Origin of the sequence: Streptomyces mauvecolor, assembly GCF_039532965.1 — a bacterium.
Classification (GTDB): domain Bacteria; phylum Actinomycetota; class Actinomycetes; order Streptomycetales; family Streptomycetaceae; genus Streptomyces; species Streptomyces violascens.
Genome location: NZ_BAAASQ010000002.1, coordinates 167,143 through 180,800 on the forward strand (window position 1 = coordinate 167,143; position 13,658 = coordinate 180,800).

The 13,658-nt window shown below is 71.5% G+C and carries 14 protein-coding genes; 7 read left to right on the forward strand and 7 right to left on the reverse strand.

Annotation, left to right across the window (positions count from 1 at the left end; genetic code table 11):
* Window positions 1–61: 61 nt before the first annotated feature.
* Genes ABD346_RS01475 through ABD346_RS01485 form a run of 3 tightly spaced genes read right to left on the reverse strand, consistent with a single transcriptional unit; the run spans window position 62 to window position 3,058 of the window.
* Window positions 62–874, reverse strand: a complete 813-nt coding sequence (locus ABD346_RS01475; RefSeq protein ID WP_344370807.1) for an alpha/beta hydrolase family protein — start codon at window positions 872–874, stop codon at window positions 62–64.
* 49 nt (window positions 875–923) lie between these two features.
* Window positions 924–1,517, reverse strand: coding sequence for a TetR/AcrR family transcriptional regulator (locus ABD346_RS01480; protein ID WP_344370809.1), 594 nt, complete (start codon window positions 1,515–1,517; stop codon window positions 924–926).
* Window positions 1,514–3,058: a 3-hydroxyacyl-CoA dehydrogenase gene (locus ABD346_RS01485; protein WP_344370811.1), complete on the reverse strand. Its 1,545-nt coding sequence runs from the start codon at window positions 3,056–3,058 to the stop codon at window positions 1,514–1,516. Before ABD346_RS01485 ends, ABD346_RS01480 begins: the two co-directional genes overlap by 4 nt.
* 200 nt (window positions 3,059–3,258) lie before the next feature.
* On the opposite strand from ABD346_RS01485, the gene paaN reads away from it, so the two are divergent.
* Complete coding sequence (gene paaN, locus ABD346_RS01490) at window positions 3,259–4,923, forward strand: phenylacetic acid degradation protein PaaN (RefSeq protein ID WP_344370813.1); 1,665 nt, start codon at window positions 3,259–3,261, stop codon at window positions 4,921–4,923.
* A 28-nt stretch (window positions 4,924–4,951) separates the two neighbouring features.
* On the opposite strand, the gene ABD346_RS01495 is transcribed toward paaN, so the two are convergent.
* From ABD346_RS01495 to ABD346_RS01505, 3 genes are read right to left on the reverse strand one after another with little or no spacing between them, the layout of a single operon-like run.
* A complete protein-coding gene (locus ABD346_RS01495) occupies window positions 4,952–5,653 on the reverse strand; it encodes a TrmH family RNA methyltransferase (protein ID WP_381225240.1) in 702 nt (233 codons plus the stop codon).
* Window positions 5,650–6,984 (reverse strand): HTTM domain-containing protein, encoded by a 1,335-nt coding sequence (locus tag ABD346_RS01500; protein ID WP_381225237.1) that lies wholly within the window; start codon window positions 6,982–6,984, stop codon window positions 5,650–5,652. The genes ABD346_RS01495 and ABD346_RS01500 overlap by 4 nt, the downstream gene beginning before the upstream one ends.
* The gene (locus ABD346_RS01505; RefSeq protein ID WP_381225234.1) at window positions 6,981–7,649 is read right to left on the reverse strand and encodes a DUF5819 family protein; all 669 of its coding nucleotides are present in this window, start codon (window positions 7,647–7,649) and stop codon (window positions 6,981–6,983) included. The genes ABD346_RS01500 and ABD346_RS01505 overlap by 4 nt, the downstream gene beginning before the upstream one ends.
* Window positions 7,650–8,207: 558 nt before the next feature.
* Between ABD346_RS01505 and paaA the strand changes: the two genes are divergently transcribed.
* The 6 genes from paaA (at window position 8,208) to ABD346_RS01535 (ending at window position 13,246) form a co-directional block, all read left to right on the forward strand.
* The gene (paaA, locus tag ABD346_RS01510; RefSeq protein WP_344370816.1) at window positions 8,208–9,257 is read left to right on the forward strand and encodes a 1,2-phenylacetyl-CoA epoxidase subunit PaaA; all 1,050 of its coding nucleotides are present in this window, start codon (window positions 8,208–8,210) and stop codon (window positions 9,255–9,257) included.
* Window positions 9,254–9,541, forward strand: a complete 288-nt coding sequence (paaB, locus tag ABD346_RS01515) for a 1,2-phenylacetyl-CoA epoxidase subunit PaaB (protein ID WP_053729227.1) — start codon at window positions 9,254–9,256, stop codon at window positions 9,539–9,541. Before paaA ends, paaB begins: the two co-directional genes overlap by 4 nt.
* Window positions 9,538–10,275: a 1,2-phenylacetyl-CoA epoxidase subunit PaaC gene (paaC, locus tag ABD346_RS01520; protein ID WP_344370819.1), complete on the forward strand. Its 738-nt coding sequence runs from the start codon at window positions 9,538–9,540 to the stop codon at window positions 10,273–10,275. The genes paaB and paaC overlap by 4 nt, the downstream gene beginning before the upstream one ends.
* The gene (paaD, locus tag ABD346_RS01525) at window positions 10,269–10,772 is read left to right on the forward strand and encodes a 1,2-phenylacetyl-CoA epoxidase subunit PaaD (protein ID WP_344370821.1); all 504 of its coding nucleotides are present in this window, start codon (window positions 10,269–10,271) and stop codon (window positions 10,770–10,772) included. The genes paaC and paaD overlap by 7 nt, the downstream gene beginning before the upstream one ends.
* Window positions 10,773–11,825, forward strand: a complete 1,053-nt coding sequence (locus ABD346_RS01530) for a 2Fe-2S iron-sulfur cluster-binding protein (RefSeq protein WP_344370822.1) — start codon at window positions 10,773–10,775, stop codon at window positions 11,823–11,825.
* A 278-nt stretch (window positions 11,826–12,103) separates the two neighbouring features.
* Window positions 12,104–13,246, forward strand: a complete 1,143-nt coding sequence (locus ABD346_RS01535) for an acyl-CoA dehydrogenase family protein (RefSeq protein WP_344371206.1) — start codon at window positions 12,104–12,106, stop codon at window positions 13,244–13,246.
* A gap of 39 nt (window positions 13,247–13,285) precedes the next feature.
* Here ABD346_RS01535 and ABD346_RS01540 read toward each other — a convergent pair whose 3' ends face one another.
* The gene (locus tag ABD346_RS01540) at window positions 13,286–13,630 is read right to left on the reverse strand and encodes a rhodanese-like domain-containing protein (protein WP_189967342.1); all 345 of its coding nucleotides are present in this window, start codon (window positions 13,628–13,630) and stop codon (window positions 13,286–13,288) included.
* Window positions 13,631–13,658: the final 28 nt, after the last annotated feature.

Here is a 13,658-nt window from a genome sequence, read left to right on the forward strand (position 1 = left end):
GGCCGGGCGACCCGCTCGCAGGCGCCGCGCTCAAGGGTCTGTCGGGCGCAGCACTCACCCCTCAGGTGCAGTACTTCTTCAGGAAGGCGAGGACGGTCTCCCAGTTGTCGGGGGCGGCGAGCAGGGCCACTCCGTGGGAGGCCGATCCCTTGACGGGAACCAGCCGGTCCTCCGGGGCCTTCGTGCTCGCCCCGCTCAGCTCCCGCGCGGCCGTGGCGAACGTGCCGTCCTGGTCGCCGGCCATGTAGAGCACCGGCACGGTGAGATTCTTGGCGGCGGCCAGCGCGTCCATCGGGCCGTACGCCGTGGGGGCGGAAAGGGCGACCACCGCGTCCGGCTTCAGCGGCATGTGGGCGGCCGCCTCCAGCGTCGCGGTGCCGCCCTTGGAGGCACCCATCAGGAGCAGCTTCCAGGCGCCCTCGGTCCGCAGCACGGTGGCCGCGCCCTCGATCTCGTCGGCCGCGTCACCGGTCGTGTTGTTGACGGCGAGCACACGGAAGCCCGCCTTGCCGAGCTCGACGGCCTTGTCCTTCCACTGGCAGACGTTCCCGTCCGACTGGTGGGCGAGAACGATCCCGGTATTGCCACTACCGGTCAGAAAGCCGCCAGTGGGCGATCCTGTCGCGCTCTTGAAGACGATCGAGCCCGCCTTGGCCTGCTCGGGCGTCAGGCAGCCGAAGTCGTCGCCCTTGACAGGCGGCGCCGGCTCGGCGGACCGGGACTCGGCCTTCTTGACCGCGGCTCTCGCGTCCGGCGACTTGGTCGCCGCATCGTTTCTGCCGCCCTCACCGCTGCACCCGGCCAGCGTCAGGCCCACGAGCAGCACCGTGGCGCAGACGGACACAAAGGGCGCAGGAGTTCGCAAGGCAGCCATGACCGTGGATGCTGATCCGCTTCGGTGCCTCAGTCAACGGCCTCGGGACTCAATGGCCGGTCCGCAACCCCTCGAAGGCCATCCTGACCACGGTGTCGGCCACCTGGTCGCCGTCCGCCTCGCCCTCGCGCTGCGGCCGGTACCACTCGACCAGCGAGTTGACCATGCCGAAGAGCAGCCGGGTCGCCAGACGAATGTCCAGGTCGGCGCGGAGATCGCCGTCCGCGACGGCCGCCTTCAGGAGATCGGAGACCCGCTGGTCGAACTCCCTGCGGCGCTCCATCGCCCAGCGTTCCGTCTTGGTGTTGCCGCGGACGCGCAACAGCAGGGTGACGTAGGGAAGTTCGGCCATGAGGACTTCGACGGTACGGCGAGTGACGTATTCGACCCGCTCAATCGAACGGCCGCGCTGGGCGCCCGGTTCGTCCAGGACGCCGAACAGGCCGTCTATGGCGCGGCTCACCGCCCGGCGCAGGAGTTCCTCCTTGCCGGCGACATGGTGGTAGATCGACGACTTGGAGATCCCGGCCGCCTTGGACAGGTGCTCCATCGACGTGCCGTCGTAGCCGCGCTCGTTGAAGACCCGCACGGCGACCGTGAGGAGCGTCTCGGGCGTGTAGGTGTCGCGCTTGGGGGTCGTCATGAGCCGGTCTCCTCGTCGCCCGCGTACGCCTGCCGGTAGAGCGCGAGCGAGGGGGCGTAGCGGCCGGTGGGGCAGCGCTCGTGCAGCGCCGAGAGCAGGTCGTACGCCCAGTCCTGGCCCAGGCGCCGGTTCCATTCGACGGGCCCCAGCGGGTAGTTGACGCCGAGCCGCATCGCGGTGTCGATGTCCTCGGGCGAGGCGACGCCCCTGGCGACGGCGTCGGCGGCGAAGTCGACGAGCATCGCGACGGTACGGGCGACGATCATGCCCGGCACGTCGCCGATGACGCTGACCTCCTTGCCGAGCTTCTGGAACAGGCCGACGGCCTCGGTGACGGCGCGCTCGGAGGTGTCCTCGCTCGCGGAGAGCGCGATCCGGGTGGCGCCCCGGTAGTCGAGGGCGAGATCGAAGTAGACGACGTCCGCGAACTCGACGGACGTCTTGCCGTCGGCCGGGACGAGCTGTCCATCCCCCGGAAGCTCGATGTAGGGACCGCCCTCGTTGACGGTCGTCACGTCGATGCCGGCCTCCGTCATCATCGCGACGAGTTCGCGGGCCGGGCCCAGGTCACCGACCACGGTGACGGCCGCCGGAGCCTTCGCGGGCGGCGCCGTGTGCGGCTCGGGGCGCACGGCCTCCTTCGAGGGCGCGCCGGGCGTCTCGTAGGCGTACCAGCCGCGTCCGCTCTTGCGGCCGTGCAGGCCGGACTCGACCAGGCGGCGCTGGGCCAGGGACGGGGTGAACTTGGGGCTCTGGAAGAAGGACTCCCAGACCGAGCGGGTCACCGCCTCGTTGACGTCCTGCCCGATGAGGTCGGTCAGCTCGAACGGGCCCATCCGGAACCCGCCGCACTCACGCAGCACCGCGTCGATGGTGGCCGGGTCGGCGCCCCGCTCCTCGTGCACCGCGAAGGCCTCGGCGTAGAAGGGCCGGGCGATGCGGTTGACGATGAAGCCGGGGGTGTCGGTGCAGCGCACCGGCGTCTTGCCCCAGGCCTTCGCCGTCTCGTACGCGCTGGTCGCGGCCGCCTCGTCGGTGGCGAAGCCGCTGACGACCTCGACCAGCGGGAGCAGCGGCGCCGGGTTGAAGAAGTGCAGGCCCACGAAGCGGCCGGGGTGGCGCAGCGCCCCCGCGATCGCGGTCACCGACAGCGAGGAGGTGTTGGTGGCGAGCAGGCAGTCCTCGCCGACCACACTCTCCAGGGCGCCGAACAGCTCCTGTTTGACGGGGAGTTGTTCCAGGACGGCCTCGACGACGAGCGCGGAGTCCGCGAGCTCGGCGAGCTCCTCGGCCGGGTGCAGGCGGGCCAGCGCCGCGTCGCGCCCTTCGGTGTCCAGGCGGCCCTTCTCGACCAGCCGGTCCAGTCGCCCGGCCAGGGCTTCGGCGGCCTCGCGCGCGCGGCCCGGCACGGCGTCGTAGAGCCGTACGGGGTGTCCGGCGACGAGGGCGACCTGGGCGATGCCCTGGCCCATGGTTCCGGTGCCGACGACGGCGACGGTACGGCTCGGCGCGATCGCCGATGCGCTGGCGGTTTCGGTCATGAACACGATCCTCCCCTACGGCTTGCCCACGGGCCCGGCAGGCCCCCTTCCGGGCCCGCACGAGCGAGGCCGCGGCGGGCGTGGCCGGTAGTTGTCCACAGGTTTCCGCGGACCCTCTTGTCCCGACCGATCGTTCGGTTACTCTAGCGGTGTCCGGCTCTCCCTGCCCAGCTCGAAGACTCGACGAGGAGTTGCTCGCCATGCAGCTGACCGAGAAGCACAGGCCCACCCTGGACGGGGCCTTGGAGGCGATCCGCACGCGTGCGTACTGGTCGCCGCATCCGGAGCACCCCAAGGCCTACGGGGAGACGGGCGCGGAGGACGGCAAGGCCGCCTTCGACGCGCTCCTGAACCGCCGCTTCGACCTCGACCAGCCGGGCACCGACGACTGGACGGGCGCCGAAGTCTCGCCCTACGGCATCGAGTTGGGCGTCCAGTACCCGCACCCGGACCTCGACGTGCTGCTCCCCGCAATGCGCGCCGGCATGGCCGACTGGCGGGCCGCGGGCCCCGAGACGCGAGCCCTGGTCTGCATCGAGATCCTGGCCAGGATCGGCGCGCGCACGCACGAGTTCGCGCACGCGGTCATGCACACCAGCGGCCAGGCCTTCATGATGGCGTTCCAGGCGGGCGGTCCGCACGCCCAGGACCGTGGCCTGGAGGCCGTCGCGTACGCCTACCAGGAGCAGACCCGCACCCCCTCGGGCAGCGCCGCCTGGTCCAAGCCGCAGGGCAAGCGCGAGCCCCTGGAGCTCGCCAAGACGTTCACACCGGCCGGGCGCGGCATCGCGCTGCTGATCGGCTGCAACACGTTCCCCACGTGGAACGGCTACCCGGGCCTGTTCGCCTCCCTTGCCACCGGAAACCCGGTCCTGGTCAAGCCGCACCCCCGCGCGGTCCTGCCGCTGGCGATGACGGTGAAGGTGGCGCGCGAGGTCCTCGCCGAGGCGGGCTTCGACCCCAACCTGGTGGCGCTCGCGGCCGAGCGGCCGGGCGAGGGAATCGCCAAGACCCTCGCGGTCCGCCCCGAGATCAAGATCATCGACTACACGGGCTCCTCGGCGTTCGGCGACTGGCTGGAGGCCAACGCCCGCCAGGCGCAGGTCTACACGGAGAAGGCCGGCGTCAACACGGTGGTCATCGACTCCACCGACAACTACAAGGGCATGCTCGCCAACCTGTCCTTCTCGCTGTCCCTGTACAGCGGCCAGATGTGCACCACGCCGCAGAACCTGCTGATCCCCCGCGACGGCATCACCACGGACGCGGGCAAGAAGTCGTACGACGAGGTCGTCGGCGACCTCGCGGGCGCGGTCGGCGGCCTGCTCGGCGACGATGCCCGGGCCAACGCGCTGCTCGGCGCCCTGGTCAACCCTGACGTGAAGACCCGCCTGGACGCGGCTCCCGGGCTCGGTGAAGTCGCCCTGCCCTCACGGGAGGTGGCCAACCCCGAGTTCCCGGACGCGGTGGTCCGCACCCCGGTGATCGTCAAGCTGGACGGCGCGAAGCCGGACGCGGAGGCCGTCTACCTCTCGGAGTGCTTCGGCCCGGTCTCCTTCGCCGTCGCCGTCGACTCCACGGCGGACGCGGTCGAGCTGCTGCGCCGCACGGTCCGCGACAAGGGTGCGATGACGGTCGGCGCGTACACCACCTCACCGGAGGTGGAGCGCGCGGTGGAGGACGTCTGCCTGGACGAGTCGGCCCAGCTGTCCCTGAACCTGACGGGCGGCGTGTACGTCAACCAGACGGCCGCCTTCTCCGACTTCCACGGCTCGGGCGGCAACCCCGCGGCCAACGCGGCGCTGTGCGACGGGGCGTTCGTGGCCAACCGGTTCCGCGTGGTGGAGGTCCGCAGGCAGGCCTGAGCACAGGCCTTGCGGGAGCGGAGGCGCGTCAGTCGGGAATGACGGCGTGCCTCTGCACCCAGGAGTGCATCGCGATGGCCGCCGCGGCCCCCGCGTTGATGGAGCGCGTGGAGCCGAACTGCGCGATGGAGCACACCATATGGGCGTGCTGACGGGCCTCTTCGGTGAGCCCCGGGCCCTCCTGGCCGAAGAGGAGCACGCACCGGCGCGGCAGCTCGGTCCGCTCAAGGGGCACCGCGCCGGGCAGATTGTCGATACCGATGATCGGCACGCCCTCCGCGAGGGCCCAGGCGGTCAGCGACTCGGTGTCCGGGTGGTGGCGGACGTGCTGGTACCGGTCGGTGACCATGGCCCCGCGCCGGTTCCAGCGGCGCCGCCCGACGATGTGGATCTCCTTGGCCAGGAACGCGTTCGCGGTCCGCACCACGGAGCCGATGTTGAAGTCGTGGCCCCAGTTCTCGACAGCCACATGGAAGTCGTGCCGCCGGGTGTCGAGGTCGGCGACGATCGCCTCCCGCGTCCAGTACCGGTAGGCGTCGACGACATTGCGCCGGTCGCCGTGCGCGAGCAGCTCCGGGTCGTAGCGCTCGCCCTCGGGCCAGGGCCGCGGGTGCGGGCCCACCCCGACCTCGGCCGGGCCGAAGCCTTCGTCGTACTGGATGGGGTCGCCCTGGAGGGGGTCGCCGGCCGGGGCGTCCTCGGCCGGGGCCGGCTGTTCGGTGCTGCTCACCCCACGAGCGTACGTGGCCGCTCGGCCTGCTCCGCCCGCTCCCGGCGCTGCTCGGGAAGGCGCGCGCCCGGCCGCATCCGGCCCGCGTACGCGCCCACCCTGCGCAGGAAGGACGTCGGCAGGAACACGGCGTCCGCGGCGATCATCGCCAGCGAGAAGAACGGCAGTCCGAGCAGGACGGCGATCCCGGCGTGCTCCAGCATCATCGCCACGAGCAGCACGTTCTTGACCCGCCGATTGAACAGCGTGAACGGGAACGCCACTTGGACCATGACCGTTCCATAAGTGAGCAGCATCACGATCACCCCGCTCGTGCCAAGCAGGGAGGAGAGTTCGGGCCACGGCGAGAAGTAGTCGAGCTTCAGCGGGTAGAACAGCGCGGTCCCGTCCTGCCAGCGGCTGCCCTGGATCTTGTACCAGCCGGCGGTCGCGTAGACCAGGCAGACCTCCGCCATGATCACGACCATGGCCGCGTTGTGGACCAGGTTGCCGAGGACGTCGAGCAGCGCCCGCGCGTCGCCGTCGGCGAACCTGCCCACTGCCCACCACAGCCCCTGCACGGCCCACATGCCCCAGAACACGACCCACAGCCACCACTCGCCGCCGCCGAAGACACCGGACCCGGATGTGCGCCAGGTGCCGACGAGCAGCCCGAGGCCGCACACCGCCCACAGCACCGGGCCGACCCGGTCCTGGCGCACCCCGCGCGCGGCGCGCCGCGCGTCGAGGGACCAGACCTGCGCGCACCGCGTGAAGACCAGATAGATCGCCATCAGGTGGATGACGTTGTCACCACCGTCCCCCATGAAGACGGAGCGATTCTGCAGAGAGAGCACACCGATCATGAAGACGACGGACATGGTGCGCGTGCGCCAGCCCAGCATCAGGAGCGCACTGGACACGATGGCCAGCGCGTACACGATCTCGAACCAGACCGTGCTGTCGGTCCAGAGCAGCGCGGTGAACGCGTGGTTGCCGGACACCAGACGGTTGCCGAGGTCCCAGCTCCAGGGGCCGTCGGGACCGTACAGCTCGCGGCGGTTGGGCAGTTCGCGCAGCAGGAAGAACAGCCAGGTCGCGGAGAACCCGATCCGGACGACGGCGCTCTGGTACGGGCCGAGGGCCGCGGCCGAGACGAGCCGCACGGCTCGCGCGGCTCGGGTCTCGACGGCGGCCTCGGCCGCGCGGGGGGCTTCGGAGGTCCGGTCGGAGGCCTTGGGGGCTTCGGGCAGGGCGCCGGCCGCTGCCCCGGGGGGCCGGCCGTTCGCCGTGCGGGCGGCGGGACTCTCCGCCGGGCCGGCGGTCGGGCCGTCGTGGTCGTACGTGCTCACCGCTTCGCCTCCGTACGTGCGTCACCGGCGCCCCCGGGCAGATCGGCCGGGGTCACCGTCCACCACGGCACCTCCCGGTAGGCCGGCCGGGTGTCGGTCTTCTCGTCGCTCCACGAGGGGCCCTTGACCGATGTGGTCATGGACCTGACCTGGATGCGGTCGACCGTGCCACCGTCGCGGTGCGCGCCGAGCCGGAGCATCACGATGCGGCGCAGGTACTGCTCGGAGAGCTCACCGCGCAGGCCGTTCGGCTTGTTGTCGTCGGTGTGCGAACCGACGAAGAAGTCCCAGCCGCGGCGCAGTTCGTTCTGCTCGGTGTGGCTGGGCAGCGGATTGTGCTGGATCGCGGCACCGTCCTGGGCCGAGAAGTCGATCCAGTCGGTCGTCCTGACCGTGCCGTTGGGCATCCTGATCTCGGCGCGCGCCTGGACATTGATGTTCTGCTGCAGCGGATTGGGCGCGAAGAGCTTCCAGTTCTGCTCGAACTCGGGGTAGATCCAGTCGTCGACGGCCTTCCCGTACTCCTTGCTGACCGTGTTGGACGGTGCGACGTGCAGGAAGACCATCCCGATCTGCACGCAGGCGATCACGCCGATCACCGCGAGCGCGAGGGCGGCCACGACCTGGAACCGGAAGGGCAGCCCGGCGATCCCGCGGGAGGCCACGCTTCCGCCGCCGGGGCCCATAGGGCCGGGTTCGCCGGCGGGACCAGAGTCGGCGGGACCGGGTTCGTCGGTGGGACCGGAGCCGCCCGCGGGACCCGAGCCGTCTGCGGGGCCGGAGCCGTCTGCGGGGCCGGAAACAGGGTCCGGGACGGTAGCGGGATCCGATTGCAGGGCGGATTCCCGCGCCGGATCCGCTGCCGCCCGCGTGGCGGAAAGTCGGTCCGGAGCCGCCGAAGAATCGAAAATGGCGTCATCCACCGAGCCGGAAGCAGCGCCGGTTTCCGGGGCCGTACCCCGTCCGGCCGAAGCCTCCGGAGCGCTCGCGGCAAGATCGCCGGCCCCGGCCGAAGCAGCTCTGACCTGCTCAGATCCCACTCCGTCGGCCTTGCCCCCGGCTCCGGTCCCGTCCTTGTACGAATCCATCCCGCCCCGATCGGCACCCGCTGAGTTATCCACAGGGTTGACACCCTACGGGCCGTCGACTCACCATTGAAGTCATTGAACCGAACGATCGGTCGGTTGGTGGACAGCCGCACAGCAGCTCGGCAGGGGGCCGGAATGACCGGAGTGACCGCGACAGCCACGGCAGCCGCAGGGACGGACGCCTCGTCCCTGGCGGTGTTCGACGCGGCCGTCGCCGCGGACGAGCGGATCGAGCCACGCGACTGGATGCCCGAGGCGTACCGCTCCTCGCTGGTCCGCCAGATGGCCCAGCACGCCCATTCCGAGATCATCGGCATGCAGCCGGAGGCGAACTGGATCACCCGCGCCCCGTCCCTGCGCCGCAAGGCCATCCTGATGGCCAAGGTCCAGGACGAAGCGGGCCACGGCCTCTACCTCTACAGCGCGGCCGAGACGCTCGGCACCGGCCGCGACGAGCTCCTCGACAAGCTGCACTCGGGCCGCCAGAAGTACTCGTCGATCTTCAACTACCCCACCCTGACCTGGGCCGACGTCGGCGCGATCGGCTGGCTGGTGGACGGCGCGGCGATCACCAACCAGGTCCCCCTGTGCCGCTGCTCCTACGGCCCGTACGCCCGGGCGATGGTCCGCATCTGCAAGGAGGAGTCCTTCCACCAGCGCCAGGGATACGAGCTGCTGCTGACCCTGTCCAAGGGGACGCCCGAGCAGCACGCGATGGCGCAGGACGCGGTGAACCGCTGGTGGTGGCCCTCGCTGATGATGTTCGGCCCGCCCGACGACGAGTCGGCGCACTCCGCGCAGTCGATGACCTGGAAGATCAAGCGGCACTCCAACGACGAGCTGCGCCAGCGCTTCGTGGACATAGCGGTCGGCCAGGCCGAAGGCCTCGGCCTCACCCTGCCCGATCCCGAGCTGCGCTGGAACGAGGAGCGCGGCCACCACGACTTCGGCGAGATCGACTGGACGGAGTTCTGGGAGGTCCTCAAGGGCAACGGCCCCTGCAACGAGCAGCGGATCACCCAGCGCCGCCGGGCCCACGAAGAGGGCGCCTGGGTACGGGACGCGGCCGCCGCCTACGCCACGAAGCACCAGACGCAGCACCAGGCGACGCAGCACACGCAGCCCGCCCAGCAGGCGACGACCGCCGCCCCGGCGCAGCACCCGAACGGAGAGGCAACGGCATGAGCACGCACGACTGGCCGCTCTGGGAGGTGTTCGTGCGCTCGCGCCGCGGACTCTCCCACACCCACGCGGGAAGCCTGCACGCGCCGGACGCCGAGATGGCGCTGCGCAACGCCCGGGACCTGTACACCCGCAGGTCGGAGGGCATCTCGATCTGGGTCGTGCCGTCCGCGGCGATCAGCGCGTCCTCGCCGGACGAGAAGGACTCCTTCTTCGACCCGGCCGCCGACAAGCCCTACCGCCACCCGACGTTCTACGAGATCCCGGAAGGGGTGAAGCACCTGTGACCGCCATCGTCTCGGCCGACGCCGCTCTCGCCCTCGGCGACGACGCCCTGGTGCTGTCGCACCGGCTGGGGGAGTGGGCGGGCCACGCCCCGGTCCTCGAAGAGGAGGTCGCGTTGGCGAACATCGCCCTCGACCTGCTCGGCCAGGCCCGGGTGCTGCTCTCGGGAGTGGGCGACGAGGACGAGCTGGCCTACCTCCGCGAGGAACGGGCCTTCCGTAACCTGCAGCTCGTCGAACAGCCCAATGGCGACTTCGCCCACACCATCGCCCGCCAGCTGTACTTCTCGACGTACCAGCACCTGCTGTACGGCGAACTGGCAGCAGGGGAGGGCGAGTTCGCGGCGCTCGCGGCGCTCGCGGCGCTCGCGGCGAAGGCGGTCAAGGAGGTCGAGTACCACCGCGACCACGCCGAGCAGTGGACCCTGCGGCTCGGCGACGGCACCGGGGAGAGCCACGGCCGGATGCAGCGGGCCTGCGAGGCGCTGTGGCGCTTCACCGGCGAGATGTTCCAGCCGGTCCCTGGCCTCGACCTCGACTGGGCCGACCTCGAAGCACGGTGGACGGCGTCGGTGACCTCCGTCCTGGGCCGGGCCACCCTGACCGTTCCCGAAGGCCCCCGCACCGGGGCCTGGGCGGCGGGCGCGGGCCGGCAGGGACTGCACACCGAATCCTTCGGCCGGATGCTCGCCGAAATGCAGCACCTGCACCGCAGCCACCCGGGGGCGTCATGGTGACCGACACCGCCCCCACCCCCCTGGAGACCGAGCTGCGGCGCCTCGCCGGCTCCGTCCCCGACCCCGAACTGCCCGTCCTCACCCTCGAAGAGCTCGGCGTGCTGCGCGATGTGCGCATCGAAGCGCCGGGCCGGGTACGCGTCGAGCTCACCCCCACCTACACCGGCTGCCCCGCCGTGGAAGCCATGTCCTCGGACATCGAGCGCGTGCTCCACGACCACGGCATACCGCACGTCTCGGTCGTACGGGTGCTGTCCCCGGCCTGGTCGACCGACGACATCAGCGCGGAAGGCCGCCGCAAACTCGCCGAGTTCGGCATAGCTCCGCCGCGCCCGCACGCCGCCGAGGGCCCGGTCGCACTCACGCTGTCGGTGCGCTGCCCGCACTGCGGATCCACCGACACCGAGCTGCTCAGCCGCTTCTCCTCCACCGCGTGCAAGGCGCTGCGCCGCTGCGTGTCGTGCCGCGAACCGTTCGACCACTTCAAGGAGTTGTAGATGTTCCATCCGCTCCGGGTCAGCGAGGTCGAGCAGCTCACGGACGACTCGGTGGCCGTCACCTTCGCCGTGCCGCCCGAGCTCCGCGAGGCCTACCGGCACCTCCCCGGCCAGCATCTCGCCCTGCGCCGCAGCGTGGGGGGCGAGGAGATCCGCCGTACGTACTCGATCTGCGCACCCGCCGTCGAGGCGCCGGGCGAGCCGGTCCTGCGGGTCGGCATCCGCCTGGTGGAAGGCGGCAGCTTCTCGACGTACGCCTTCAAGGAACTGGCCGTCGGCGACACCGTCGACGTCATGGAGCCGATGGGCCGCTTCGTCCTGGACCCGCGTCCCGGGCACTTCGCGGCGATCGTCGGCGGCAGCGGCATCACGCCGGTCCTGTCGATCGCGGCGACCCTGCTCGCCCGGGAGCCCGAGGCGCGGTTCTGCCTGATCCGCACCGACCGCAGCGCCGCCTCCACAATGTTCCTCGAAGAGACGGCCGACCTGAAGGACCGCTACCCCGAGCGGTTCCAGCTGGTCACCGTGCTGTCCCGGGAGGAGCAGCAGGCCGGCCTGCCCTCGGGCCGGCTCGACCGTGAGCGGCTGGCCGGGCTGCTGCCCGCGCTGCTCCCGGTGGCGGACATCGACGGCTGGTTCCTGTGCGGCCCCTTCGGCCTGGTCGAGGGCGCCGAGCGGGCCCTGCGCGGGCTCGGCGTCGACCGCAACCGCATCCACCAGGAGATCTTCCACGTCGACGCGGCACCGGCGCCCCTGGCCACCGCCGCCGCCCCGGCACACGCCACGCTCACCGCGACCCTGGACGGCCGCTCGGGCAACTGGCCGGTGCAGGACGGCGAAACCCTCCTGGAAACGGTGCTGCGCGCCCGCGCGGACGCCCCGTACGCCTGCAAGGGCGGGGTGTGCGGGACGTGCCGGGCGTTCCTGGTCAAGGGCGAGGTACGGATGGAGCGCAACTTCGCGCTGGAGCCGGAGGAGACGGAGGCGGGCTACGTCCTGGCCTGCCAGTCGCACCCCGCTACGGGAGAGGTGGAGCTGGACTTCGACCGGTGAGGTGGTGAGCGGCCGCCGGGAGATGAGGATGCGAGGGCGAGCCGGGCCCAGGGCTTCTCCCAGGCGGTTCTCCTCGGACGGCTTTCCCTGTGGGCATCCCCCGGCCGTGGGCGGTCGGCGCGGCGCCCTTACCCTCACCCTCCTGCCGGCCGCTTACCCATTCCCATCCCGTAGAACCTGTTCTATCTTGACGATCCGTCAGATCGGGTCGGTCGGAGCGCGGTTCAGTTCGCGACGCCCGCCCCGGACAGAGCCGGTGCGTGCGGGAGGACAAGGCCGTGGACTTCACCTTCACCGAGGAGCAGCAGGCAGCCGCCGAGGCGGCCAAGGCGGTCTTCTCCGGCATCGCACCCGACGCGGTACCGAGCCCCGCCCTCACGGCGGGCGCCGTCGCCGACGACTTCGACCGCCCGCTGTGGGCGAAGCTCGCCGCGTCGGACCTGCTGGGCCTGGTCCTGGATGCCGAGTACGGCGGCGCGGGACTCGACCCGATCGCCCTGTGCCTGATCCTGCGCGAATCGGCCAGGGTCCTCGCCCGGCTGCCGCTCCTGGAGACGAGCGCGGTCGCCATGGCCGTACAGCGCTACGGCCGGGCCGAGTTGAGGCGGGAACTGCTGCCCGCGACCGGCCGAGGGGAACTCGTCCTGACCGTCGCCGCGAACGGCCGCACCGGCCACGACGGCGCCGAACTCGCCGTCACCGCCCGCCAAGACGGCGAGGACTGGGTGCTCGACGGCGCCCAGACCGGCGTGCCCTGGGCCCAGACCAGCGACCGCATCGCCGTACCCGCCCACACCGCCGACGGCCGCACCGTACTGGCCCTGGTCCCCCGCACCCACCCGGGCGTCACCCTCGCCGAGCAGATCTCCACCACCGGCGAACGCTTCGGCGAGCTCCACCTCGAAGCCGTACGCGTCGGCACATCCGCGGTCATCGACGCGGACGGCGCCTGGGAATGGCTGCGCAACCTGCTCGCCACCGGAACCTGCGCCCTGGCCCTGGGACTTGGCGAAGCCGTCCTCGCCATGACCAGCCAGTACACCGGAAAACGCGAGCAGTTCGGGCACCCGGTCGCCACGTTCCAGGCGGTCGCTGTCCAGGCCGCCGACCGCTACATCGACCTCCGTGCCATGGAAGCGACCCTGTGGCAGGCGGCCTGGCGCATCAGCACCGGCGCCCAGAGCGCACTGCCCGTCGCCGGAGACGTCTCGGTCGCCAAGATCTGGGCCTCCGAAGGCGTACGCCGCGTCGTGCAGACCGCCCAGCACCTGCACGGCGGCTTCGGCGCCGACACCGACTACGCGCTGCACCGCTACCACGCCTGGGCCAAGCAACTGGAACTCGCGCTCGGCCCGGCCGCCGCCCACGAGGAAGCCCTCGGCGACCTCCTCGCCGCGCACCCGCTCAGCCAGAGCGCGTAACGGCAACGGCTGCGTCCCGGAGGCCGGCGGGCCAACGGGCTAGATGACCGTGCCCGGCGCACCCTGGTTGTCGACGACCTTGCGGCCGGAGGCCTCCCACACCTGCATGCCGCCGTCGACGTTCACCGCGTCGATCCCCTGCTGCACCAGGTACTGCGTGACCTGCGCCGACCGACCACCGACCCGGCACATCACATACGCCCGGCGCCCGTCCGCGACCGCCTCGGTCACCTCGCCGAAGCGGGCCACGAAGTCGCTCATCGGCACATGCAACGCGCCCTCGGCGTGCCCCGCCGCCCACTCGTCGTCCTCCCGGACATCGAGCACCAGGGCGTCGGCCGGCACCTCGGCGACGTCCACCGAGGGCAGCTGGGCGAAATTCATGGGTCATGCCTTCTCTCGTACGAACCCG